23 protein-coding genes are annotated in these 23076 nt (G+C 42.1%); 2 read left to right on the top strand and 21 right to left on the bottom strand.

All coding sequences use genetic code 11. From position 1 onward, the window contains the following. Positions 1-91 precede the first annotated feature (91 nt). Entirely contained in the window at positions 92-1084 is a 993-nt protein-coding gene (locus AC1DOK_RS06720; protein WP_477553695.1) for an MBL fold metallo-hydrolase, read from the bottom strand. A 149-nt stretch (positions 1085-1233) separates the two neighbouring features. Between AC1DOK_RS06720 and AC1DOK_RS06715 the strand changes: the two genes are divergently transcribed. Beyond that, positions 1234-2421 carry an amino acid deaminase/aldolase gene (locus AC1DOK_RS06715; RefSeq protein WP_477553476.1) on the top strand — a complete coding sequence of 396 codons (1188 nt, stop codon included), beginning with the start codon at positions 1234-1236 and terminating at the stop codon, positions 2419-2421. Next, positions 2418-3725, top strand: a complete 1308-nt coding sequence (locus AC1DOK_RS06710; RefSeq protein ID WP_477553475.1) for a D-arabinono-1,4-lactone oxidase — start codon at positions 2418-2420, stop codon at positions 3723-3725. Before AC1DOK_RS06715 ends, AC1DOK_RS06710 begins: the two co-directional genes overlap by 4 nt. Before the next feature lie 166 nt (positions 3726-3891). On the opposite strand, the gene AC1DOK_RS06705 is transcribed toward AC1DOK_RS06710, so the two are convergent. The 20 genes from AC1DOK_RS06705 to AC1DOK_RS06610 form a co-directional block, all read right to left on the bottom strand. Then, the gene (locus tag AC1DOK_RS06705) at positions 3892-5421 is read right to left on the bottom strand and encodes an amino acid permease (protein WP_477553474.1); all 1530 of its coding nucleotides are present in this window, start codon (positions 5419-5421) and stop codon (positions 3892-3894) included. A gap of 34 nt (positions 5422-5455) precedes the next feature. After that, a complete protein-coding gene (locus tag AC1DOK_RS06700) occupies positions 5456-5581 on the bottom strand; it encodes a hypothetical protein (protein WP_477553473.1) in 126 nt (41 codons plus the stop codon). Between the two features lie 30 nt (positions 5582-5611). After that, complete coding sequence (gene eutC, locus AC1DOK_RS06695) at positions 5612-6532, bottom strand: ethanolamine ammonia-lyase subunit EutC (protein ID WP_477553472.1); 921 nt, start codon at positions 6530-6532, stop codon at positions 5612-5614. Between the two features lie 12 nt (positions 6533-6544). Beyond that, positions 6545-7906, bottom strand: a complete 1362-nt coding sequence (locus tag AC1DOK_RS06690) for an ethanolamine ammonia-lyase subunit EutB (RefSeq protein ID WP_477553471.1) — start codon at positions 7904-7906, stop codon at positions 6545-6547. 46 nt (positions 7907-7952) lie between these two features. Beyond that, entirely contained in the window at positions 7953-9419 is a 1467-nt protein-coding gene (locus tag AC1DOK_RS06685) for an ethanolamine ammonia-lyase reactivating factor EutA (RefSeq protein ID WP_477553470.1), read from the bottom strand. Between the two features lie 43 nt (positions 9420-9462). Continuing rightward, on the bottom strand, positions 9463-9921 hold the full coding sequence (locus tag AC1DOK_RS06680) for a EutP/PduV family microcompartment system protein (RefSeq protein ID WP_477553469.1): 459 nt from the start codon (positions 9919-9921) through the stop codon (positions 9463-9465). A gap of 1 nt (position 9922) precedes the next feature. Then, positions 9923-10264 (bottom strand): ethanolamine utilization microcompartment protein EutS, encoded by a 342-nt coding sequence (gene eutS, locus AC1DOK_RS06675; protein WP_477553468.1) that lies wholly within the window; start codon positions 10262-10264, stop codon positions 9923-9925. Positions 10265-10269: 5 nt separating this feature from the next. Then, positions 10270-10560, bottom strand: coding sequence for a EutN/CcmL family microcompartment protein (locus tag AC1DOK_RS06670; RefSeq protein WP_477553467.1), 291 nt, complete (start codon positions 10558-10560; stop codon positions 10270-10272). 10 nt (positions 10561-10570) lie between these two features. Beyond that, positions 10571-11416, bottom strand: a complete 846-nt coding sequence (locus AC1DOK_RS06665; RefSeq protein ID WP_477553466.1) for a hypothetical protein — start codon at positions 11414-11416, stop codon at positions 10571-10573. Positions 11417-11434: 18 nt separating this feature from the next. Next, a complete protein-coding gene (gene pduL / locus AC1DOK_RS06660; protein WP_477553465.1) occupies positions 11435-12163 on the bottom strand; it encodes a phosphate propanoyltransferase in 729 nt (242 codons plus the stop codon). Between the two features lie 9 nt (positions 12164-12172). Next, positions 12173-12460: an ethanolamine utilization microcompartment protein EutM gene (gene eutM / locus AC1DOK_RS06655; protein ID WP_477553464.1), complete on the bottom strand. Its 288-nt coding sequence runs from the start codon at positions 12458-12460 to the stop codon at positions 12173-12175. A gap of 34 nt (positions 12461-12494) precedes the next feature. Further along, positions 12495-13979: an aldehyde dehydrogenase family protein gene (locus tag AC1DOK_RS06650; RefSeq protein ID WP_477553463.1), complete on the bottom strand. Its 1485-nt coding sequence runs from the start codon at positions 13977-13979 to the stop codon at positions 12495-12497. A gap of 14 nt (positions 13980-13993) precedes the next feature. Next, positions 13994-14275 (bottom strand): BMC domain-containing protein, encoded by a 282-nt coding sequence (locus AC1DOK_RS06645; RefSeq protein WP_477553462.1) that lies wholly within the window; start codon positions 14273-14275, stop codon positions 13994-13996. 15 nt (positions 14276-14290) lie between these two features. Continuing rightward, the gene (gene eutL / locus AC1DOK_RS06640) at positions 14291-14947 is read right to left on the bottom strand and encodes an ethanolamine utilization microcompartment protein EutL (RefSeq protein ID WP_477553694.1); all 657 of its coding nucleotides are present in this window, start codon (positions 14945-14947) and stop codon (positions 14291-14293) included. Between the two features lie 279 nt (positions 14948-15226). After that, on the bottom strand, positions 15227-16420 hold the full coding sequence (locus AC1DOK_RS06635; protein ID WP_477553461.1) for a response regulator: 1194 nt from the start codon (positions 16418-16420) through the stop codon (positions 15227-15229). 6 nt (positions 16421-16426) lie between these two features. Beyond that, positions 16427-18250, bottom strand: coding sequence for a cache domain-containing sensor histidine kinase (locus AC1DOK_RS06630; protein WP_477553460.1), 1824 nt, complete (start codon positions 18248-18250; stop codon positions 16427-16429). Positions 18251-18301: 51 nt separating this feature from the next. Further along, positions 18302-19132, bottom strand: coding sequence for a carbohydrate ABC transporter permease (locus AC1DOK_RS06625; RefSeq protein WP_477553693.1), 831 nt, complete (start codon positions 19130-19132; stop codon positions 18302-18304). Positions 19133-19213: 81 nt separating this feature from the next. Further along, positions 19214-20044: a carbohydrate ABC transporter permease gene (locus AC1DOK_RS06620; RefSeq protein WP_477553692.1), complete on the bottom strand. Its 831-nt coding sequence runs from the start codon at positions 20042-20044 to the stop codon at positions 19214-19216. A 136-nt stretch (positions 20045-20180) separates the two neighbouring features. After that, positions 20181-21515 carry an extracellular solute-binding protein gene (locus tag AC1DOK_RS06615; RefSeq protein ID WP_477553459.1) on the bottom strand — a complete coding sequence of 445 codons (1335 nt, stop codon included), beginning with the start codon at positions 21513-21515 and terminating at the stop codon, positions 20181-20183. Between the two features lie 178 nt (positions 21516-21693). Beyond that, complete coding sequence (locus AC1DOK_RS06610; RefSeq protein WP_477553458.1) at positions 21694-22905, bottom strand: MFS transporter; 1212 nt, start codon at positions 22903-22905, stop codon at positions 21694-21696. Positions 22906-23076: the final 171 nt, after the last annotated feature.

Below are 23076 nucleotides of genomic sequence, written 5' to 3'. Positions count from 1 at the left end.
TGGTATATACGCAGTAATGGAAAGAGTTGTTTCAAAGTGGTTATGCATGGCCACTGAACTGTCTCTTAAGTTTGATCATTAAGTTTGATCATTAAGATTGATACTTCAGAATGCCTTCTTCCTCGAACTTCGTAACTCGCCCTTCACTCTCAAGGTATACGAGATGAGCAATTGTCTCTGATAGTGCAAAACGAAGTTGATGGGTCGTAAGTCTAAAGCCAAAGACAGCTCTGCACAACTCATATGCCGTCATCGGTGTACGCACATGCTCCACCATCACTCCAAGGCGTTCTTGATGATGTGCAATAAGTTCAATTGCGCGCTCGCCGAACTTCTCGAACGGCTCCCGGTGACCAGGATAAGCCATATCCACCGGGAGGGTGCTGATTTCCTCAAGCGAGCTTAAGTAAGCTTGCAACGGATTCTCTTCAGCTCCAGGTAAATAGCTGACGTTAGGGGATATCTGCGGTAACACGTGATCACCGCATAAGATTTCTCGTGCCTCGCGGTCATAGAAGCATAGATGCCCCGCAGCATGGCCGGGGGTTTCAATTGCTTCGTACATCCGGTCCCCGAGGCGCACCATATCACCCGCAGCAATGATTGTCTGCGCCGGCTGCGGCGACACGAGCCCGACGAACTCATCCATGTGGTTCGTCGTCTCATGACGCAGCTCCGGCGGTAGCCCATGCTGCGTGAAGTTGTCACAGAGCAGCTGTGTCATCGGCTGCTCTGGCCCCCATAGGAGCGCAGCGAGGCGTGATCCGGTCTCCGATAGGAGAACCGGTGCACCACCTGTGCGCTCCTGGAACCAGCCAGCCATCCCGTAGTGATCGGGATGGTAATGCGTTAATACGATCTGTTCTACCTGATCGTACCCAATACCCAGCTCATGAAATGCTGTGTTCCACACCTCTTCTGCTTCCTGCGTATGTAAACCAGGGTCAATCACCGTATACCCGTTCTTTCCCTTCAGCACATACGCATTTACCCAGCGTAGTGGAAATGGCAGCGGCACTCGCACCTGTATGAATTGATTTGGATGGATCGTTACGACTTCTCTCACTTCTATTTCCCCTCTCATAAACATCACAGTAATCGATAAACCCATTATGACATAGGCCAGCTGATAATTGGAATCATCTCATGAAAATCAATCTACTCTGTAAAACTATTCCATGTTAAAATATGGAGAAAGATTTTCCAGCTTTCATGATGGAGGTATATTGAATAATGACCAGTTATGCCGAATATAGGAGTTCTTTCGCAGATATTCCGAGACCGTTTGCCTTCCTTAATCTCGACCTGCTTGAGCAGAACATACAGCAAGTACTCACACTCTCTGGTTCTAAGCAAATTCGCGTTGCTAGCAAATCAATTCGTTCTCGTGAAATACTTCGGAGAATTCTAGACTCCGATTCAAGATTTATAGGCGTCATGTGTTATACCGCTGCTGAAGCATTATTTCTTGCAGAACATGGCTTTGACGACTTATTACTTGGCTATCCCATTTGGGATCCCGAAGCTATTAAGAAGATCGCTCATAAAGTCAATGAAGGCATTCAAATTACGCTAATGGTTGATTCAGTAGAGCATGTAGAACATATCGAGAGAATCGCACAACAATCAAGATGTAAGATTCCACTCTGTATAGATCTTGATTTATCAATGGATTTCTTCGGGCTACATTTTGGGGTATGGCGATCACCGGTTCGTTCAGTTGCTGAGGGAGTGAAGCTTGCAGAGCGTATAGCTGGATCCTCCTTCGTCACACTAGACGGTATTATGGGATATGAAGCACAAATTGCTGGGGTCGGGGATGCGAATCCGAGTACCAAGCTTCGAAATCAACTCATTCGATTTCTGAAGCATAAATCCATTAACCAATTAACTCACTTTCGAGCAGAACTCTTACATACGCTTCAATCCAAAGGCATCACCCCACGAGTAGTTAACGGAGGAGGTAGCGGAAGTCTGAACAGTACATGTTCAGAAGCTGTGGTTACTGAAGTGACAGTAGGTTCCGCTTTTTATGCACCCGTATTATTCGATTATTACAACAACTATCATTTTCAACCTGCAGCAGGCTATGCCATTGAAATCGTTCGCAAGCCCAAAGCAGACATCTACACTTGCCTAGGTGGTGGATATACAGCCTCTGGAGCAATCGCAATGGACAAACAGCCTAAACCCTACTTACCCTCAGGTGCTAAGCTGCTGTCTATGGAGGGGGCAGGAGAAGTGCAAACGCCTATTAAGTACAATGGATCTGAGACTTTACAGCTTGGCGATCCCATATTTATGCGGCACAGCAAAGCCGGTGAGCTATGTGAACGATTTACAGAATTGCACATGTATTCACAAGGAAATGTAATTAGCAAAACAACAACCTATCGTGGTGAAGGGCAGTGTTTTCTATGAAACAAGTAAGTGGTAAAGTATGGAGCAATTGGTCAGGTAGTTCTTCAAGTACCCCTCACAAAATTGTATATCCGGCTAGCATCAACGAAGTTTCAGAAGTTGTCAAACAGAGCTATGAGCAGAATACCAAGGTTCGAATTGTAGGCTCAGGTCATTCATTCACTGCGCTCGTACCTACAGATGCTACCCTGATATCACTGGACGAAATGCAAGGCATACAGCATATGGATCAAGAGAAGCTCATTGCACAAGTATGGGCAGGTACGAAGCTTAAGCTACTTGGCGAATCCTTACATGCTCTCGGCTATGCACAGGAGAACTTAGGTGATGTGAATTTTCAATCCATTGCAGGCGCTGCAAGTACAGGAACACATGGAACAGGCATTTATTTTGGCAGTGTAGCAACACAAGTTGCCGGGATAACAGCTGTCACAGCTGATGGATCCATTGTGGAATGTGATGAACAGAATAATCCTGAATTATTTAAAGCGATGCAAGTTTCGCTAGGTTCACTAGGTGTAGTTGTACAAGTTAAATTACGTGTTGTGCCCGCTTGGCGTATGGATTTTGAAAGCAAACGAATGAAGTTTGACGAATGTATGAGTCAGTTAGATCACTTATGTCAGAATAACCGGCATTTTGAGTTCTTCCTATTCCCTTATAGTGATGACGTACAAGTGAAGCTCATGAATTTAACGGATGACGAACCAAGTAAGAGCAGTCTTTGGAACAATTTTAATAAGGTTGTCCTTGAGAATGGCGCCTTCTGGGTTATGTCTGAGTGTAGTCGATTAATACCTAAACTATCTCGTTCAGTTAGTCGATTATCCGCTAAAGCTGCGCCGGTTATGAAGCAAATTGGGCACAGTCATCAAATGTTTGCCACACCACGATTTGTTAAATTCAACGAGATGGAATACAACATTCCCGCACAACATATGCAAGCAGCACTTGAAGAAGTTCGCGCCTGTATTGAGAAGAACCAGTTTGCAGTTCATTTCCCACTGGAGTGCCGTTATGTAAAAGGGGATGATATGTGGCTAAGCCCTGCATATGGCCGAGACTCTGCCTACATTGCTGCTCATATGTACAAAGGCATGCCTCATGAAGCCTATTTTAAAGCTTTGGAAGATATCTTCCTTAAATATGAAGGACGTCCTCATTGGGGCAAATTACATACGCTGAAGGCTAGTCAATTAGCAGAACGCTATCCGAAATGGCAAGAATTCACTAGAATAAGAAAAGAGCTTGATCCGAAGGGGATTTTTCTCAACAAATATTTAGAAGGCATATTCATTGAATAAATATTAGAAGGTACTTCTTAAACACTACATACGAAGGCACTGAAATTAGGTTATGTTCCACCTAAATCCAGTGCCTTTATTAACATTTAATTAAGCTTGTTTATTATGTTTATATAGTTGTTCTTCCGCTTGTTAAGCATGCTTGTCAAGCATATGACAAACCGTACTACTCTCCGAGTTCTTTTTCCCGTTTAAGAATGTCTTGCATCGATGTTTGAAGTGCTGCTTGTGGTCCTTGGAAATGCTTGTTGTAATAAAGCACATCCATCAGAATGAGTACAATCATCATGACGATTAATGCATACCCTGCATTCTGGTTCGGAGGAATAACCATCAACACACTAATAAACACGATCCACAGCAAGGCTAAGACATTGATTGTTCGTCCATATCGGCCTAAATTCCATGGTCCCAAATGCTTAGGCTGGAACTTGCCTCTTGCTTGCGCGAACAAGCGCAATAATACGGGAATTCCATATGCTACGTATAACCCAACCACACTGATCGCTGTCATAAACACGATGGTTCCCACCGTATTATCCGGATTAATTAATCGCATAACATAATCAATCGCTGCTAAGATAAAAGATAGAATAACAGCGAGCCAAATCGCTTTGGCTGGTGTCCGATATTTCTTGGAAATAGCAGCCCAGTGTTTACTAAACGGCATCCCTTTATCCCTGGAGAACGCATACATCATTCGCGAGAAGGAAGTAATCGATGATAACCCACAGAACCACATCGCTAGTGTAACAAGCCACAAGATGACCGAACCGAAAGTTCCGCCAAGTGCTTGCGTGATAATATAAATGAATGCATTACTTTCTCCAGCAGCTGTTCCTGCGTCTTTAATCGATAAAGTAACGAACACGAGCATGATGAACCCGAATACGAAGGAATAGGCGACGGATGTAAAAATCCCCCAAGGCGCTCGAATTCTTGGATTAATTGTTTCTTCAATTGTATGAGCTGATGCATCATATCCAGTGAATGTCCATTGTGCCTGTAGTAACCCAATTAGGAATGCAAATGCATAAGGCTTATCTGAGAAGGATTGACCCACTTGGAATATGTATTCAACAGGCTGAAGTCCACCGTTAGTGAAAAAGGCTAAACTGACGACCAGAACGCCAACGATCGCAATGTGATACCAGGCTGAAATATCGTTAAATAGCGCTACAATTTTAATCCCGACATGATTCAAAATACCATGACTGAGTAAGATTACAGCAAACACGATTAGTACGGAAGTATCTGTTGAAGCATAGCCAAATACCGATGCGAGCAGTGGATCAGCGAATAGAGCAACAGAATAATCAATCCCTGCAACAATCCCGATCTCTCCAATTAGGTTGATCCATGCCGTATACCAGCCCCAACGTTTGTTACCAAGCAGCGATGCCCAGTGATACAAGGCTCCAGCAGTCGGTATAGCCGATGCAAGTTCAGCCATCGAAGCAGCTACCAATATGACGAATAAAGCCACAAGGGGCCACCCAAAGCCCATCATACCTGGCCCGCCATACAATAACCCATGCCCATAAAGGGAGACTGCTCCAGTTAAGATTGAAATTACAGAGAACGATATAGCAAAGTTCGAGAAGCCACCCATACTTCGTAACAGCTCTTGTGCATAACCAAAACGATTTAAATCCTTCTTATCCGTCAATCGCTGGTCGTTCAAATTGTGACTCATATTATCCCTCCTCAAATTTCGGCTCATTCAGCAGCTACTTTAAGAAGTTTTCATGATGTTTTTCATCATAATTACGTATATTTTTGCTGGCAATTGCTCCAATTCCTAACGTCACACCACAAGTAATAAGCACTAAAACAATTCCAATAAACAAATTCATTTATTCCTCACCTCCTCTTAGCTCATCAGCTTACATTACTAGCTTGACTCCACTTGTTCGCTGCTCTAGCATCATCTGAAGGACTGTGCCAATATGTGCACCTGCTTCAATTGGAGGCGTTCCACCACGATGAATGTTGGAAATCACATTGCGATCCGACTCAACGGTGCTTTGCTGTGGACGATAGCACATGTAAGCACTCATTGACTCAGATGAAACAAGTCCAGGCCGCTCACCAATGAGCATCACAAGTACTTCTGGCTGTAATATGTCCCCAATATGATTCATACAACCGACACGTCCGCCTTTCACAAACAGGGGAGTTCCAACCGTTAATCCATGAACCTGTAGCGAGTTTAGTAGGGAGGGGTATACATCTTTTAAATTACTCGTAATCGCATTGGCACTTAACCCGTCTGCAATTACAATTTGCACCTGCGGTTTATTCCTGCATCGCTGCTTTATTCGATCCACACCTACATCTGTAATGATGCGACCTTTATCCGGTCTTCGAAGAAAGGTTTCTATATTCTCGTAGTTCGTCTCAACCAAACAGAGCTCGAATTCTTCGATGAGTGCAGTTGATACTTCACTATAAACAGCATCAATTGCTGCAGCATGATCATTCCGAAGTGATAGTAATGTCCTCGTGAGTGGTCTTGTACCCGTACGCCAAACGCCAATTCTGGAAGGTGTACTTGCTAGCAGTTCATCCATTCCTGCATGCCATTTAGGTGATGGAATATGGCTTGATCGAATTGAAGAGACTTCATTTTCATAATTGCCCCTATTAACTGTATTTGGATTTGGGAGTGGACTTGAACTTGAATCTCGATCTTGTAAAGCTTCCGGCATCTTAACTTGACTGTGCTCCTGAATAGGAATCTGCTTCCTCAGCTCTTCCATTACCTGATCGACAAGCTGATCTAGTGCAATTAGGGATTCATTCATTCGTAGCTCCTCCTACATGAAAAATGTTGGATCACCTGCTATTGCGGTTAATTTGCCATTCTCCATCAATCCTTGCTTCTCTAGCCATCGTTCAAAATCAGGTGCAGGACGCAGGTTCATAACATCTCTGAGCGTTGCAATGTCATGAAAACTTGTAGATTGATAATTGAGCATACAATCATCAGCCATTGCTACACCGATCAAATAGTTGACGCCTGCTGAAGCTAATAGTACGGACAAATTATCCATATCATTCTGATCTGCTTTCATATGATTCGTATAACAGACATCTACTCCCATAGGAAGCAGATGAAGCTTCCCCATGAAGTGATCTTCAAGTCCTGCGCGCATCACTTGCTTGCTATCGTACAAATATTCAGGACCTATAAAACCAACGACCGTATTCACTAAGAAAGGCTTATACTTACGTGCTAGCCCATAGCATCTCGCTTCAAGCGTTACTTGATCAATGTCGTAATGTGCTTCAGCAGAAAGCTCAGAGCCTTGCCCCGTCTCAAAATACCAGCAATTGGGCCCTGCGGCAGTTCCTTCTGTCCGAATCAGTTCATCCGCTTCATCAAGCAGCCTCGTATGAATGCCAAATGCCTTATTCCCCATTTCCGTACCTGCTAAGCTCTGAAAAATCAAATCAGCGGGCCCGCCTTGCCGTATGGCTCTCATCTGCGTTGTCACATGTGCAAGTACACAGTTCTGGGTCGGTATATTCCAGGTCTGCATAACATCTTTAGTCATTTTCATAATTTCGCGTACACTGTCTGTTGTATCAATAACTGGATTGATTCCTATCACAGCATCCCCAATGCCATAGCTCAGAGCTTCAAATAAGGCTGCTTTAATCCCAAGTAAATCATCTGTCGGATGATTTGGCTGAGCGCGCCCAGACAGGACACCCTTTTGCCCAACAGTATGATTACAGTGGGTTGTTACCTCGATTTTGGCAGCTGCCTGAATTAAGTCCAGATTACTCATGAGCTTCGTCACTGCAGCAATCATTTCACTTGTTAACCCTCGGCTAATACGTTTAATTTGGGTTAGACCGGTATCTGGTCTTAGCAAATACTCACGAAGCTCAGCAATGGACCAATTGCGTATTTCTGCATACATTTTTTCATTAACCTGTTGTTCAATCACCCTTGATACCTCATCTTCTTCAGGAGGCAACAAAGGCTCATTGCGAATATCTGCTAGCGTAAGGTCAGCAAGCACGGCTTTGGCTGCCATTCGCTCACTTGCATCTGAGGCTGCAATCCCCGCAAGCTGATCGCCAGACTTCTCTTCATTGGCTTTGGCCATTATTTCCTTCAGATGACGAAATTGATACGTTCTACCAAGCAGGGTTACATTCGTATTCAAATCATCACCTCCTCACATGTGAAAATTACTAGAACACTCTTATAACCTAGAAAGCTAAGGTTTTGACGATCACTGGTATAGTGGTTCCTTTGATGGGTTCACCTAAATCAACATAATCTCCATGCTGAGTAGATATTTGATCAATACAGACAATTGAGGGCTGACCTAAGCAGCGTAAATGAAGAGACTGCCCAAGTGCTTTGGCCATATCATTCTCACAAATTACAATTAGCTTTCCATTAGGAGAGAAGTATTGGAGATAAGTGGAGACAAGTAGTGCGGATAATTGTTGCAAATTAGCATAGGTACATGATTTAAGACCTGTTATTGCGATTGCAAATGTGGTTGTAGCTGAATATAAAGCAGCCGCTTGTCTAAAGGCAGCATCTATAAGCTCTTCTGTATTATGCTCCCTCTCATTCTTATGAAAAGGCGATAACGCTAACGCTGATTCAGATAGATCAATTGAGACAACAGGGACATTCCGAATGGGAAGCACGCCTTGCTCTATATAAACAGTCGAGCCACTTATTTCCGTACTTTGCATCCCGGCTCCGAGCACTGTTGCGCGTACAGTTTGCAAAGGAACAAGTGGTTCAAAGCCATAATGGCAGCATTCAACCTTCAAAGCATGAGCTAGTAATGGGCCAAAATCACCAAATTGGGTAATATATTCTAATGTTAAAGACATCTTCCCAGGAGTATTAAACCAATATCCAACTCCCCCTGAAACCATTAGTTGATGTGAAGCAGGGGGAATTACGGAGGGTTGCTTCACAAGCAGCAGGCTGCCGGTTCCTTCATAGTCACCCGCTAAATAGGAGAGCATACTTCGGACCATCGTAGTAGCAAGCTCAGATAATTGATACAGACTTAGACAATCTCCCACTTGAATCAAGTAGTTATGATGGCGAAGCCAAGGCTCTAGTGCCTCTGCAATATATAGAAGTGTGCCATCAGGCTGTAGTCGCAGAAGTCGTCCGCCAAGATGGAATGTTGTTGTGTGTAAGGTTTTTCCCCGATAACAATAAGCAATATTCGCTGTACCTCCGCCAATATCCATGTTGATAACCATTTCTTTGACTTGCTGAGAATAAGCTTCCGCACCAGAGCCTTTGGCAGCCAGCACAGCTTCTAATTCACAACCTGCTGTAGCTACAACAAAGGAGCCTGAATCAAGCGCAAGCTGATGTAAGACTCCTTCTGCATTGGTCTTGCTCGCCGTCTCTCCTGTAAAGATTATGGCACCTGACTGTACACTTGAGCGTTCGATATGCGCTTCTTGATATTGTTGTTCAAGCCAGTAGGCAATCTGAGCAGCATCTATTTCTTTATAAGACTGTAAAGGAGTTGAAATAATCGGACTTTCATATTCAATCCTGCGTTCCACAATCTCATAACGTGGTAAGGCAAATGGACTAGACATCCGGGCAATTTTGAGCTTGCTAACAATCATCTTGGTTGTACTGGTCCCTACATCAATCCCAACGCTAGTTAACCATTGTTCGCGCATGATGATCTTCCTTCCTCACCCTAGCTAATGCAAAGTATAGGCGTTAATTTGATGCATTCTTATGACTAAGAAAAGACATAAGCCTCTCCTTCAGCAGTTGAACATTGTGCAAGGTTAACGCTGATACATGCCATATTTCCTCTCCTATATAAGACTGTTTTAATAAATGCTGGGCTAGCTCTATATCAGCTTTCGGATGATCAATTTTAGTGATGATACCAATTGCAGGAATCGGAAATCCTACTGAGAAGCCTGGAGGAAAGAACGGACGATTCCGAGTTGCATCCTGCGCCATGATCAGTAGCTTCGCTTCAAAGGAGGTAGCCATAAGCGAACGATAATACATCGGATTCTCTGTATACTCACCAGGTGTATCAATGATCCAGTCGCGAAACTCCAAGCTTTGCGTCTTGCGAGCTGGCATAGGATCATCAAATAGAGCCTGTAACAGCGTGGATTTACCTGCTCCAACAGAGCCGATAATCATGATTTTCCCATTCATATCAAGATCTCGTCAGCAAGGCTGGTGTATATTTAAGCTTCGTAGTAAGAAAGCTGTTAATTGCTTCTAACGCCATTTCGACAGCAGCTACATCACCCGTTATAACAAGTGAACCTGTGAAACGGTCCAAATATCCAAGCTGGATATGCGCAGCTTTGGTTGCGATATCTGCTGCAATGATCGAGGTTTCAGTAGGCGTTAAGGTTAAGATGCCGATTGCACCCGCTTCATGAAGTCCTAGCTTTGTGTATAGTAAAGGGTCAGGATTAGCGATCACATGCGCAAGGGTAACTTGTTTACCTGGAACGTATTCTTGTACGACGCGTTGCTTCTGATCATCCATCTTCTCTATCCCTCCCTTGCCACAGCTTCTACACACAGCTCATAAGCATCTACAATTCCAACGACAATAGCATCGATCGGTACGCTGCGATTATCGAACAATATTCTCGCAGGATTACCTCTTGATACAATCACCTTCTCTCCGCTTCCTGCACCAATTCGATCAGCTGCAATTACCGTGCTCCCTTGTTCTTCACTCTTAAAATCAAGTGGCTGAATGATGAGCAGCTTAACATTCTCCATTCCCACTTCCTTCTGTGTTGCCCATACACTGCCAACTACTTTGCCAAGGAACATTCCAATCACCTCACTCTATAACTTGGAGGGTAACACCCTTTTCCTTCATTAAATCAGCTGCTAATGCTGTAATAATTGTCCCTTTTGCAACTGGTAGTGAACGGTTCCCAGCTTCTAGAATGAATTTGCGAACCCATTCTGAAGTTAGTAATTTACTTCTATATGGTTGCTTCTGTTCAACACGTTCTTTATCTTGCTCCTGTTCTATATGTTCAGTAGTTTGCCGATCATCTACGCGTTCAGCTTGAGGAGCATCTGGCTTATAATAAGCAATTAATTGCTTCGCTAATAAATGAGTGTTGCTTAATGCAACTCCCAGCTCTTGCAGATCGTCTAAAGTCTGCTTATAACGACGACCATATGCAGCTGGCAGAGTTAACGTCTGTAAGGTGCGTCTGTCAGAGCGCTTAATACCCGTCGAATCCTGAGCAACTAGAACATACTTATTTAGCAGAATGGCTGCGTAAATAAGTTCAGCCTTAACGCTACCTTTCATACCGTGAATAACTCTTGAGGCTGTGTCTAAATCAAGTTCTGGTATGATAATCGCATCATAGGATTTAGGCAATTCAAGTGGTGCAGGTGCGAATTCATCTATCGCAATACACTTGCCACCAGTACGCGTACACTCAATGCAGTGTTTTCCTAGCCAGCCGGAAGTTTCACCATCAAGTGTGAGAATATCATACGAGATCCCATGGTTATGTAAATCAATCCACTGATCTGAGAAGCTCTCTGCTACAAAGCTATCATCAAGCACATAGAGCACTTTAACGGATGGCAGTGAAGCTCTCTGATATGTCTGAAGCAGCTCAAGCACGATCGCTTCGATTGTCTTATCCAGATCCAGATCCATGTAATGTCTCCTCTCAGGCTAAACCCATTCCACCAAGTCTCCCGTCACAAGATCTCCAGCATTAGCCTCATCCATATCGATATGAAAATCGAGCGTAAACCGCTCGTTCACCCTTACTATCACATTCGAGTAAAGGATTGAACGGGTGTGTAACTTATGGGTTCGTAGCCCAATCACATCACCATTCAAAACGCCATATTGAGCAGCTTCCACCGGAGACATATGTACATGACATTTGGCAATAATCACACCATGATCTAGGGTTACAGCTCCAGCCGGACCGACGAGCTTAATACCTGGGGTATGTTCAATATCCCCTGATAAACGTATGAGCGGATGCACACCAAGCTGATAGCCATCCGTCTTCGTTATTTCTACCTGTGAATGTGAACGTGCAGGACCAAGAACACGAACACGCTGTATTTGACCTTTAGGACCAATCAAATTAACTGTTTCTGTAGCTGCAAATTGTCCCACCTGGGATAATTCACGAAGTGGTGTTAGCGAATGTCCCTGACCAAATAACTGATCAATATGAAGCGTAGTCAGATGTACATGTCGATTGGACACGCCTACAGGTATTGATGCATAAGTTCGTTTCTCTTGTGTTTCCACGATCTTGATTCCCCGATATCTCAGGAAATCAGCTGCAGCTGGTGTAATAACCTGATGTGGGGTAATCGGATAGGGATTCGGAATTCCTTTGACAAGCATGGAGCGCAGCATAGTTTCCGTAATAACTCCCATAACAGCCTTTTATTCCTCTAATTTAGGCAAAATATGTTCAATATCAGAATGCGGACGAGGAATCACATGTACAGAGACCAGCTCGCCAACCTTCTCAGCAGCTGCAGCGCCAGAATCTGTTGCTGCCTTAACAGCTCCAACATCACCTCTAACCATCACCGTAACTAACCCGCCACCCACATGCACTTTACCCACTAATTTGACATTTGCTGCCTTGACCATTGCATCTGCAGCTTCAACCGCACCAACTAATCCTTTTGTTTCGATCATTCCTAATGCAGACCATTCTCCAGCCATTGTTCATTCCTCCTATAAATGATTTATTACTAACTCATGAGCGCTGTAATTCAGACAGTACTCGCTTGACAATTTGCATAACTTCATCTCGGCTAACGCCTGCTAAAGTGCTAACATTTGATTTAACTTCTTCAACTATATGGTTATTAACTTCTACTTGACTGGCTTCAATCTCGCGTATACCAAATGCTACACGCTTCATGTTCATTAAATGCTGCGGTCCAATATTATCAGAGGTGATGTTGTTGCCAAATGATCCGCAACCTAGTGTCATAGAAGGAAATATCCCTGTACTCATTCCAATACCGCCAAAGGTTGTTCCCGCGTTAACTACGATTCGTGAAGCTGGCTTCTCAAGTCCAAAAGCTTCGATTACCGAAATGTCCTCACAGTGGATGCCTAACGTATGTCCAAGTCCGCCCAGCCTAAGTAATTGCTTGCAGATATCACAACCCTCTTGTTCATCCTTCACTGTATATAGGGCTAATAGTGGACTTAATTTCTCAAGTGAAAAGGGCGCATGACTAGCAATTTCAGTTTCCTCTGCAATGAGAACGTTTGCATGTGGCGGGAGAGAAATGCCTGCCATGCTTCCAATACTCGCAGCAGACTTGCCAACGATTAGTGGATTCAAACTGCCACCGACCATAATTAACTTCGCTACCTTCTCCTTCTCACTAACGCTAAGAAAATAAGCACCATGGAGAGTAAGTGCTTCAATTAATGGCTTCTTAACCGCCTCATCAACGACAATTGCTTGCTCAGATGCACAGATCGTTCCATAATCGAATGTTTTACTTGTCATGATTCGCTTGGCGGCAAGCGGTAGATTCGCACTTCTATGTACATACACAGGAACGTTACCTGGTCCAACCCCATACGCTGGCTTTCCAGAGCTGTATGCTGCTTTAACCATTCCCTTACCACCAGTAGCAAGGATCAATTGTGTTGACTTATGTGTCATCAGCTCATGACTTGCTTCTAATGTTGGTATTGTTAAACATTGCACCGCATAGGCCGGAGCACCTGCACGTTCGGCTGCTGCTTGCATCCTCTCTGCTGCTGCCAGTGAACAGCGTTTAGCTGATGGATGTGGACTGAGCACGATTGCATTACGAGCCTTAAGCGCGATCATCGCTTTGAACATGATCGTTGAAGTCGGATTAGTCGATGGCACGATCCCCGCAATAATGCCAACTGGTTGTGCTATTTCCCATATCTGCTTCAGCTCGTCTTTCCGGATAATACCCACTGTCTTCATGTCTTTAATCGCTTCATATATTTCGTTAGCAACAAAATTGTTCTTAGCTGTTTTATCCGTCACATTCCCAAACCCTGTCTCTTCTACAGCCAGCTCTGCAAGCAACTTTGCCGATCGTTTAACCTCTTCCGCCATTTCTTGTACAATCAGATCGATCTGCTGCTGACTTAAGGCTTCAAGCTGCTGCTGTGCGAATTCAGCACGCTTGAGGGAATCACGAACTTCCTGTATCGAATGTAAATCCATATCTAAGCCCATATAGAGCTCTCCCTTCACTTATGTTGCAGAAACTTAGCTATATCTGGATCAGGCCTCGCAATAACATGTGCACACAGAAGCTTGCCGACACGTGCTGCTTCTACCTTGCCTGCATCAACTGCCGCTTTGACAGATGCAACATCTCCCACAATATAGATGGTGACAATGCCAGCATCAACCTTCTCATAAGTGACAACCTGTACATTAGCAGCCTTAGCAGCTGCGTCTGCTGCAGCAATAAGCGCTGGTATTCCCCAGGTTTCAATCATGCCAAGCGCCCTCTTATCTTCGCTCATGGAGTCTTCCTCCTATCACTTTGGTCTGAATAGTGGGGTTAGTGCTACTTGCCTTACTGCTGCTTGAAACGCTTCCGCTGCTGCCGTACAAGCCGATTGGCTTCCTGTAAGTAAGCCGCCTGCAAAATTCGTTTCGGAAGGAGGGCCATAAAACGTCTGAATGCGTACATCTGCTGCTTTAAGTGCAGCATCTAAGCCAACCATCGCCTCAAGCGGAGGGGCAATTAAATAGGCAATCGGTTCTCCCTCAGCTATGCCAGCAATTCGTGATAAATATTGTCCAGAACGAGAAATAACATGGGCATAATACGCATGTGTCATTTCTTCATTCAAGGCATAGAAACAAGCACCATCTCTCATCAGATCCATTGCTGCATCAAGCCCACTTTGCACCTCAGCCGGATTCTCACCGCCGATTATCCCAATAAACTCTCCAGATAGAGGACCGGAGGCATGGGCAGAACCTGCATAAAAAGACTTTGCATAAACGACCTCAACAGCTGCTCTTTTGGTCGCTTCATCAATTGCGGTATAACCTACATCATCGATACTTGATGTAATCAAACCTAAACTTCGTATGGATGGTGACAATTGCAAATGCTTAGCTAGCCCAGCATCTACATTCGGAATTATCCAGCTTGCTAACGGTACCGCACGAATCGGTCGATCCATCACTTATATTCATCTCCTCTGTTACGTAAGGTGAATACTAGAAAGTATAGGTGTATAGTTTATACTTTCTTATTCACCAAAGACGCCAAGGTCACGGGGATTATCAATCTCCTTTTCCAAAGCGTCGTTAGATTAGTACTTGTTATGAATCATATGTTGGACAATCTTGAATATGCATCTGAATTTTATTCGAGCTGTGTGATAATGCTTAACATAAATAAAACCCCCTTCGCATCCTGCATAAGCAGAATGATAAGGAGGTTCTATAAGTAAGCTTCATTAAATAGATGAGGGTGATTTCGTTTCTACTTGGTATGTATGACGGAACTGCGATGGTGTGAGCTGATATTTCTTACGAAACACATGTGTAAAATGCCGTATATCTGAATATCCAACAAACGCTGCAACTTCCGTTATTTTCATAGTTGAATTCGATAGCAATTCCTTTGCTTGTTCCATACGCAGCTGAATTACGCAGTCTTTATATCCGCTGCCAGTCTTATGTTTAAACAATTGGCTAAAATAGACAGGGCTCAAGAAAACAATAGATGCAACCTTCTCTAATGACAAGTTCTCACGGAAGTTATTTTTAATATATTGAACCGCAATATCAATCATATCTTCATTTTTATTCATCGATAAATAAGATACAGGCTTCGTTTCACCTTTAATAAATTTACGAACCTCTGCTGGAATAGAATTAAATTCCGTTAGTTCATCACTTATTCGAAGCTGATATGGTACTTTGAGATAACGATTCAAGTGCTCCAAAATCTTATATTCCAAATCCCAAATTCGACTACCTTCATGTATAGAAACGATGCCTAGTAAGCTATGATGATCTAGACTTGCAACGAATCCCTGACCATTCGCTTCAATTAACTCCGTTAGTACATTCTCAATAATAAAATGATTAATCGTCAGGTCACGTATCTTATCTTCCAGACGAATTAATATCAAATGAAATTTGGGATACGACTCCTCAAGCTTAGAGATATCGAATCTTCCAATATCAAGGCCATGTGCCCAGCGTTGAAATATAGCTTCTCTTAAATATTTTAAATTAAAATGGAGTAAGCTTGTATCAGCGGATTGTGATAACTCAGATAATAACTCGGCTTCAATAGTCGTTATAACTTCTATTAATTTATTCTTACCGATCGGTTTTAAAATGTACTCTCTCGCACCTAAGCGGAGCGCTTCCTGTGCAAATGAAAATTCAGAATGAGCTGAAATCACAATCCACTTCGTATGGGGATTCGTTTTGATACAGGCAGCCATCATTTCCAAGCCTGACATACCAGGCATTAGAATATCTAGAAAAACGACATGAACATGTTGATTGCGCAAAATGAGTAGAGCTTCCTGAGCCGAGCCTGCTGTTACGATATTCATATGCGGAAACGAGTGAATGATCGTTCTTCTCACTCCTTCTCTGATAACCTTTTCGTCATCCACAACGAGAATATTCATAGGCGTTCAGTTATCTCCTTCCAAGTACTTTTGCTCCGTTTTCATATAAATAAGTGGGAGCACAATCGATACAACAGTTCCTTCATTCTCTTCGCTTATAATACTCAAGCCATATTCAGAGCCGAACTTAATGACTAATCTTCTATGTACATTAAGCAATCCAATACCTATTTCCTCACTTGACTCTTGCGCAATAAGTTCGTTAGAAGTCGTTTGATCCGTGCTTCGTTGTAAGGCTTCCTGAAGCGTAAGTAGTTTCATTGCAGATATACCCGCTCCATTATCACTAATTTTAATGTGAAGCTTATTGTAATAGGATTCTGCACTAACTCTTAGTTTACCAGGCTCATTACGAACCATTATCCCATGTACAATCGCATTCTCAATGATCGGTTGCAGCGTCATCTTAGGTAGTACAATCAATAACCACTGTTCTGATACATCGATGTCTACATGCAGTCCTCCAGCAGCTCGAGCCTGAAGAATGGTTAGATAATGGCGGATTTGCTCCATTTCCTCTTTGAGGGTTACATCACTGTGTCCCCAGTCACTGCTATATCGAAACATGTGTGACAAGGATAGAATAATATTCCCTAGTTGTTCATTCTCCTTCTCATCAAGCATCCAATAGATCATATCTAGTGTGTTATATAGAAAATGGGGGTTTACTTGAGATTGTAAGGCTTGGAGCTGTGCATTCTTCTCACTCGTTGATACGAATCGGACACGTTCAATAAGCCCATTCATTCGACTTACCATGCGATTAAACGAGGAGACAAGATAGTTAATTTCGTCAAACGATTTCACCTCGAGCAGTACATTAAATTCACCACGTTCCACCTGCTTCATACCGTGCACCAGCTTCTTAATGGGTGACGATATCATACGGGAAAAGAAACTACCGAGTCCAATTGCAAGAATGACCAAAATGCCAATTACAATAAATAAGAATCTTTCGTTCTCATTCAGTTCTACATTCAGATCAGATTTCGGTGTTATACTGACAATTTGCCAGTTCAAAGTGGGCTGTTTCTCTACAACAGTTAAAAAACCTGATTCATTATCTACGTAGGTTCGTTCGTCTTCTTGAAGAGGAGGTATTGTTACAGACTTTGGTTCCTCTTTATCTGGAAATCCAGAATAAGCGAGTATTCTATTGCTCTTTGCTAAAATATAGGCCTCACCATGAGTTCCCAAATGAAGATTATCCAGTGTATTCAGAACCGCTCTAGAATCTGTTTCAATGAGTACAATCCCCATTGGTACATTGGAATAGATATTATACAGAAGTCGTCCAAATGAAAACACGGCACTTTGATGTGTCTCATCAATTAAGGAGTTAGCTTGCATACCTAACCAAACCATTTCTCCCTTTGATTGTTTCAATTCCTTGTACCAATTATTAGTTGAATATTCTGCATCTATGGCATGTGTGAAGCTACCATAGCTATATACCTTCTGCTCGTCGGTAATAATATAAATCCCAACCAGGTCATCTCTACTGTAATACATAGTACCTAGAATATTCTCAATGGTACGTTGTGAAATAGCCTCAATAGCTGGATTTGTTTCTACATGTGAGAGCAATCGCTGAATATCTAGATTACCAATAATTGATTTGGAAACGCTATCATAACCTTTCATAACAAGAGCCAGATGATCTGTCGCTTGAGATACATTTTTTTGCGAAATTTCACCAATTCGTTTGTTGATCTGATTAGTTGTTTTATTATAGTAAACAATGGATAGAACGGTAAGCAAAACAAGATTACCAAGAAGAAACCATATGAACACAGAAACACTAATCGTATTTACTCGAATTGGTTTCATGTTATACGCCTCCTTCAAGTAATCTGTGTTGACTTATTTTAACATGCAGCGTTAGCCTTTGACAGCTCCTGCTACCATACCAGAAGTAATCTTCTGTGATAGAGTGAAATAAACGAGCAGGACAGGTAAAGCCCCCATCACTAAATACGCACCAATCGCACCGTAATTCGTCGAGTACTGACTAAAGAAGCTATATACGCCGAATGGTAATGTTTTAAACTTCTCAGACGAAATAAAAGTCGCTGCCAGAATATATTCGTTCCAAGTCGAAATAAAGGTAAGGATACACACTGTTACCACTGGTGGAACCGTAATTGGTAGAATAACACTTCGAAACAGACGGAATATAGAAGCTCCATCCATAATTGCAGACTCTTCGATTTCATGAGGAATACTCTGCATAAAGCCTGATAAAATGAAAATAGCTAGTGGAATGGAGAATGCCACGTATGGCAAAATCAGTGAAAGATACGTATTCAAGATACCCATATTTTTAAAAATAATCATCAGTGGGAGTAAAGTCGATTGAATTGGAATCATAATCCCGATTAGAAAGACGAGCATAACCAAATTGCCATAACGCCAACGAAATCTTGCAATGGCAAAGGACACCATCGTACCAAGTAAAATCGTAAATGCCATTGTTACAGCTGTTACAAGTAAACTGTTAAATAAATATTTTAAATAATGCCCTGCGACATATGCACTCTTAAAGTTGATCCATTGAAGTGTTTCAGGTAACGCAAAAAAATTACCGTCCAGTATTTCTTGTGTCGTTTTTAAGGAATAGATCAGTAGCCATACTAATGGATAAACTTGTGTAACAAACAATACGATCAACAATATCCAAACTAGATATTTCTTGATCTGATTTATCCACATAGATGGAAAAGCAACTGTAGGTTTAGATGAACGTACAGAGCTTGTGAGTGGATCAAGTTTCATCTTAAACAGCCCCTTCCACTAATTTAATCGCTTCTCAAAACGTTTAAATAGAGCATTTAACAACACAGTTGCAACTAAGCACTCCACAACTAAAAAGGCAGAAATCGCACTACCGTAACCGTATTTAAGCGATAAAAATGACATGTTATACATATGAGTGGAAATAACATCCGTTGCATGGGCTGGCCCGCCACTTGTCATGACCATAATCATGTCAAATGCTTTTAAAGAGCCAATTACAGCGAGTACAATCGATATTTTGATAATCGGCATAACGAGTGGGAGTGTAATGTATCTATCTGCCGTAAATCCTTCAGCACCATCAATCCGAGCTGCTTCATAAAGCTCTTTTGGCACATTCTGAATACCTGTAAATTGAATCAAAATATGATAACCCAAGTATTGCCACAGAGCTACAAAGTAGATCGCATATATTGCAAATTTAGGTTCAGATAACCACGCATGTGTCCAGCTTTCGAGTCCTACGCTGATCAAGACTTTATTTAACATCCCACCTAAGGAAGCAGGGTTATAAATTGTGCTCCATAATTGTCCTACAACTACAACCGATAGAATGACAGGAAGAAAATAGCTGGATATTAGAAAATTTGGACGTCGTAAATATCGGCTCATGAGAATGGCGATAAATAACACAATTGGAACCTCAGCTACAGAAAAAAGAGCGAAAATAATGGTACGATTTACAGAGGGCCAGAAAATTGAGTCTTTGGTGAACATTTCAACGAAGTTCTGTAAGCCAACAAACTTAGGAGTACCTATCCCATTCCATTCAACTAATGAATAATACAGGGACACAAGGATAGGAGCAAATACAAATGCAACATACATCAGTAGACAAGGTAGTACAAACAAAGATATGGTCCATTTGGATACTTTCAATACGCCGTTCACCTGATTCTCCTCCTCTCTTTTCTCTCATTTATTAAAGGAAAGGGAACCATCCAAGGTTCCCTTGATTCATTCCTTACTTATTATTGGTTTCAAAAGAGGTTTGATGTTCCTTCGCCACATTCTCAGGCTTAATTTGTTCGACGAACACATGTTGAAGACTTGTCAAATGTGTTTGAGCAATAGCAGGGTTCATCGTGTTATCGAATGCAAGATCCCCGCCTTTAACATCTTTGAAGAGACCGAGTATATCCATTGCTAATTGGGAGTATCCGGCCGCTTTAAAGTCGCCATTTACCTTCTGAGCAATACCAACTGCATTTTTCATATCAAATGATACGATTGGGTAGTTCTTCATGAAATAATGAAGGAAATCCTTAGTTTCTTTCAAATGCTTACTCTTAGCTGATACGGCAAATGCACTTCCGGGAGCTAACATAAACTGATCCGGATTACCTTTGCCATCAACGGTTGGGAATTTGAATACACCGACTTTATCTTTAACCTCAGAGGCATCAATTCCACCTGTTTCCCATGTGCCGATGAAGTGCATAGCTGCTTTGCCTGTTTTGAACATGTTCGCAGCCGATGTCTGATCGACGGATGTTGCACCCTCTTGGAAGCCGCCTACTTGCACTAAATCCTGCAATTTCTGAATTGACTGGACGAAGGCTGGATCCATGAATGTTTTCTTCTTATCGAGAACGTCCTGCAGGAAGTTAGGTCCATTATTAGCGCGAAGTACAATGTTCATGAACAAGAATGAACCTGTCCAAGTATCTTTCTCTCCGACAGCGATCGGTGTAATACCTTTTGCTTTTAATTTTTTTGAAATTTCAATTAACTCTTCGAATGTTTTAGGTATCTCTACACCAGCTTGCTTAAACAAATCTTTGTTGTAGTAAACAACGGCAATATTGTTACCATCGGGTAAAGCATAAACGTTGTTGTTAAACGAATAATAATCCAGAATCCCTGATTGGAACGTTTCCTTCAGCCCATCCCCAAGCATATCATCAAGCGGCGCAAGTACGCCTCCGTCTACAAATGGCTTCATTTGTGCAGCAGGGTTTACTATCGTGATATCAGGTACTTCATCAGAGGCTGCTTGCGTTTTTAATTTAATTTTCTGCTGATCTGTATTTAATGAATCAAGTTCAATTGTGATATTCTTATTTTCAGCCATGTAATCGCTCACGATTTTATTCATGATTTTATTGTTCGGCTGTGTTGGGTCTGCGTAAATGTTTTGAAACGTAATCGTTACCTTCTTATCACTTTTATCTGTTGCCGGTTGTTTATCTCCACTACTTGTAGGTGCAGCACTCTTAGTACCACTATCTACACCACCACAAGCTGCAAGCCCTACAGTTAATGATGAAGCCAATAGAAGTGTCATTAGTTTCTTCATTGCTTTTCCCCCTTGATATAAATATCAATCATAAGTTCATTATGCTATTGAAGTGCCACTTCCAACAATGTGTAAATTAAAGGCCTTATGTTTGTTTTTTAAAGAATCTATGTACTTTAACACACAAATAGCTGTCGAGAGTGCCTCAACAGCTAATAAGTGTGTATTATTTGGACTACTACATACTGCTGGAATTATTGACCGTAGGTTTAGTTAAATGAACAAGGTTCAACCTGATAACGATGAAACTAATGAACAATAACCCTGCAGAAATTATAAATACACTTCTTACTCCATACGTATCGACTATTAAACCCATGATCAGCGATGCTATTCCAAAACTTAAGGAATTCAAGGCTCCATATGCCGAATAGATTTTGGGAAGAAATTGAACATCGATAACTTGTTGCTCGATTGTATGCAACGAGATCGCTTTAATCTGCTCAGCAATTCCGAAGATAAAGGATAAGAACAGAGCGAGCCAAGGAAGTGAAATAAGTCCGAAGACGAATGTCGATAAGCAAACTGTTAGGGAACCTAGGGTTAAGTACAATTTCTTACGCGATTCAAATTTGGCACTACTCTTAAGCATGATAAATCCACCTATTAATAAACCAAACATGAATGAAGCGTTGATATAGCCCCACCACTGCTCATCTACACGAAGCACCTGCTCAACATATACGTAAATAATCGCTGCAATCCATACGACATACGCTATACTTTCGAGAACAATATTGAAAGTGATCACCTTTAGTAACTTATTCGACCAGAGAAGAACCCAGCCCTCGCGAAGAGAATCCCAGGGTTTCATTCTGTTCTCCTGATCCTTCTTAGGTTCATCAACTCTTAGTAAGCTCATCATAATTGTAGATAAGGTAAACAGGATAAAGGTCAACCAAATGATATTGGTCGGGCCTATTATAGTAACAATGATGCCACCTACAGCCCATCCCCCGAGTCGAATCGTTTCATCCACAATAGAAAGAAAGCTATTGGCCTTCACTAATTCATCTTTATCTAGTAGCATCGGAACCATCGAATTTCGTGCCGGCGTTTCCACCCCATCCAAGAAGGAAATAATCGCAACAAGTCCAAATAGGTAAATCAATTCAATATCCGAAATGAAAATAACCATAATAAGCAAACAAATCGTCTTACCAAGCTGCGAATAGACAAGCAATATGGTCAGTGCAAAACGATCAATAAATAATGGAACAATCAATCCACTTACAAATAAAGAGCTCGTAATTGCAAGCGGTAAGATTGCCATATAAGTAGCAGAACCTGTTCGAGCGTAAATCATCGTAATCAAACCGACAATGTACAATAAATCCGCTATATTAGCGAATGATTGACCTAACCATAGAAACCGAAAAGCCTTCTTCATATCCTGTATCCCCATTCATAAGTATTTACTCTTATTCCTAATTAAGGGGATAGAACCTACACCTTACCACCTCCAGGTTACAGGAAAACAATTATTCAGATCATAGTCGATGTGTTCATTCTTGTTCATACACGAATTTCACAATACTAAGATACAGGATAGAAGAAGGTT

It is taken from the genome of Paenibacillus sp. P5_B5, from assembly GCF_056400365.1.
This window is presented reverse-complemented; position numbering and strand designations above follow the sequence as displayed.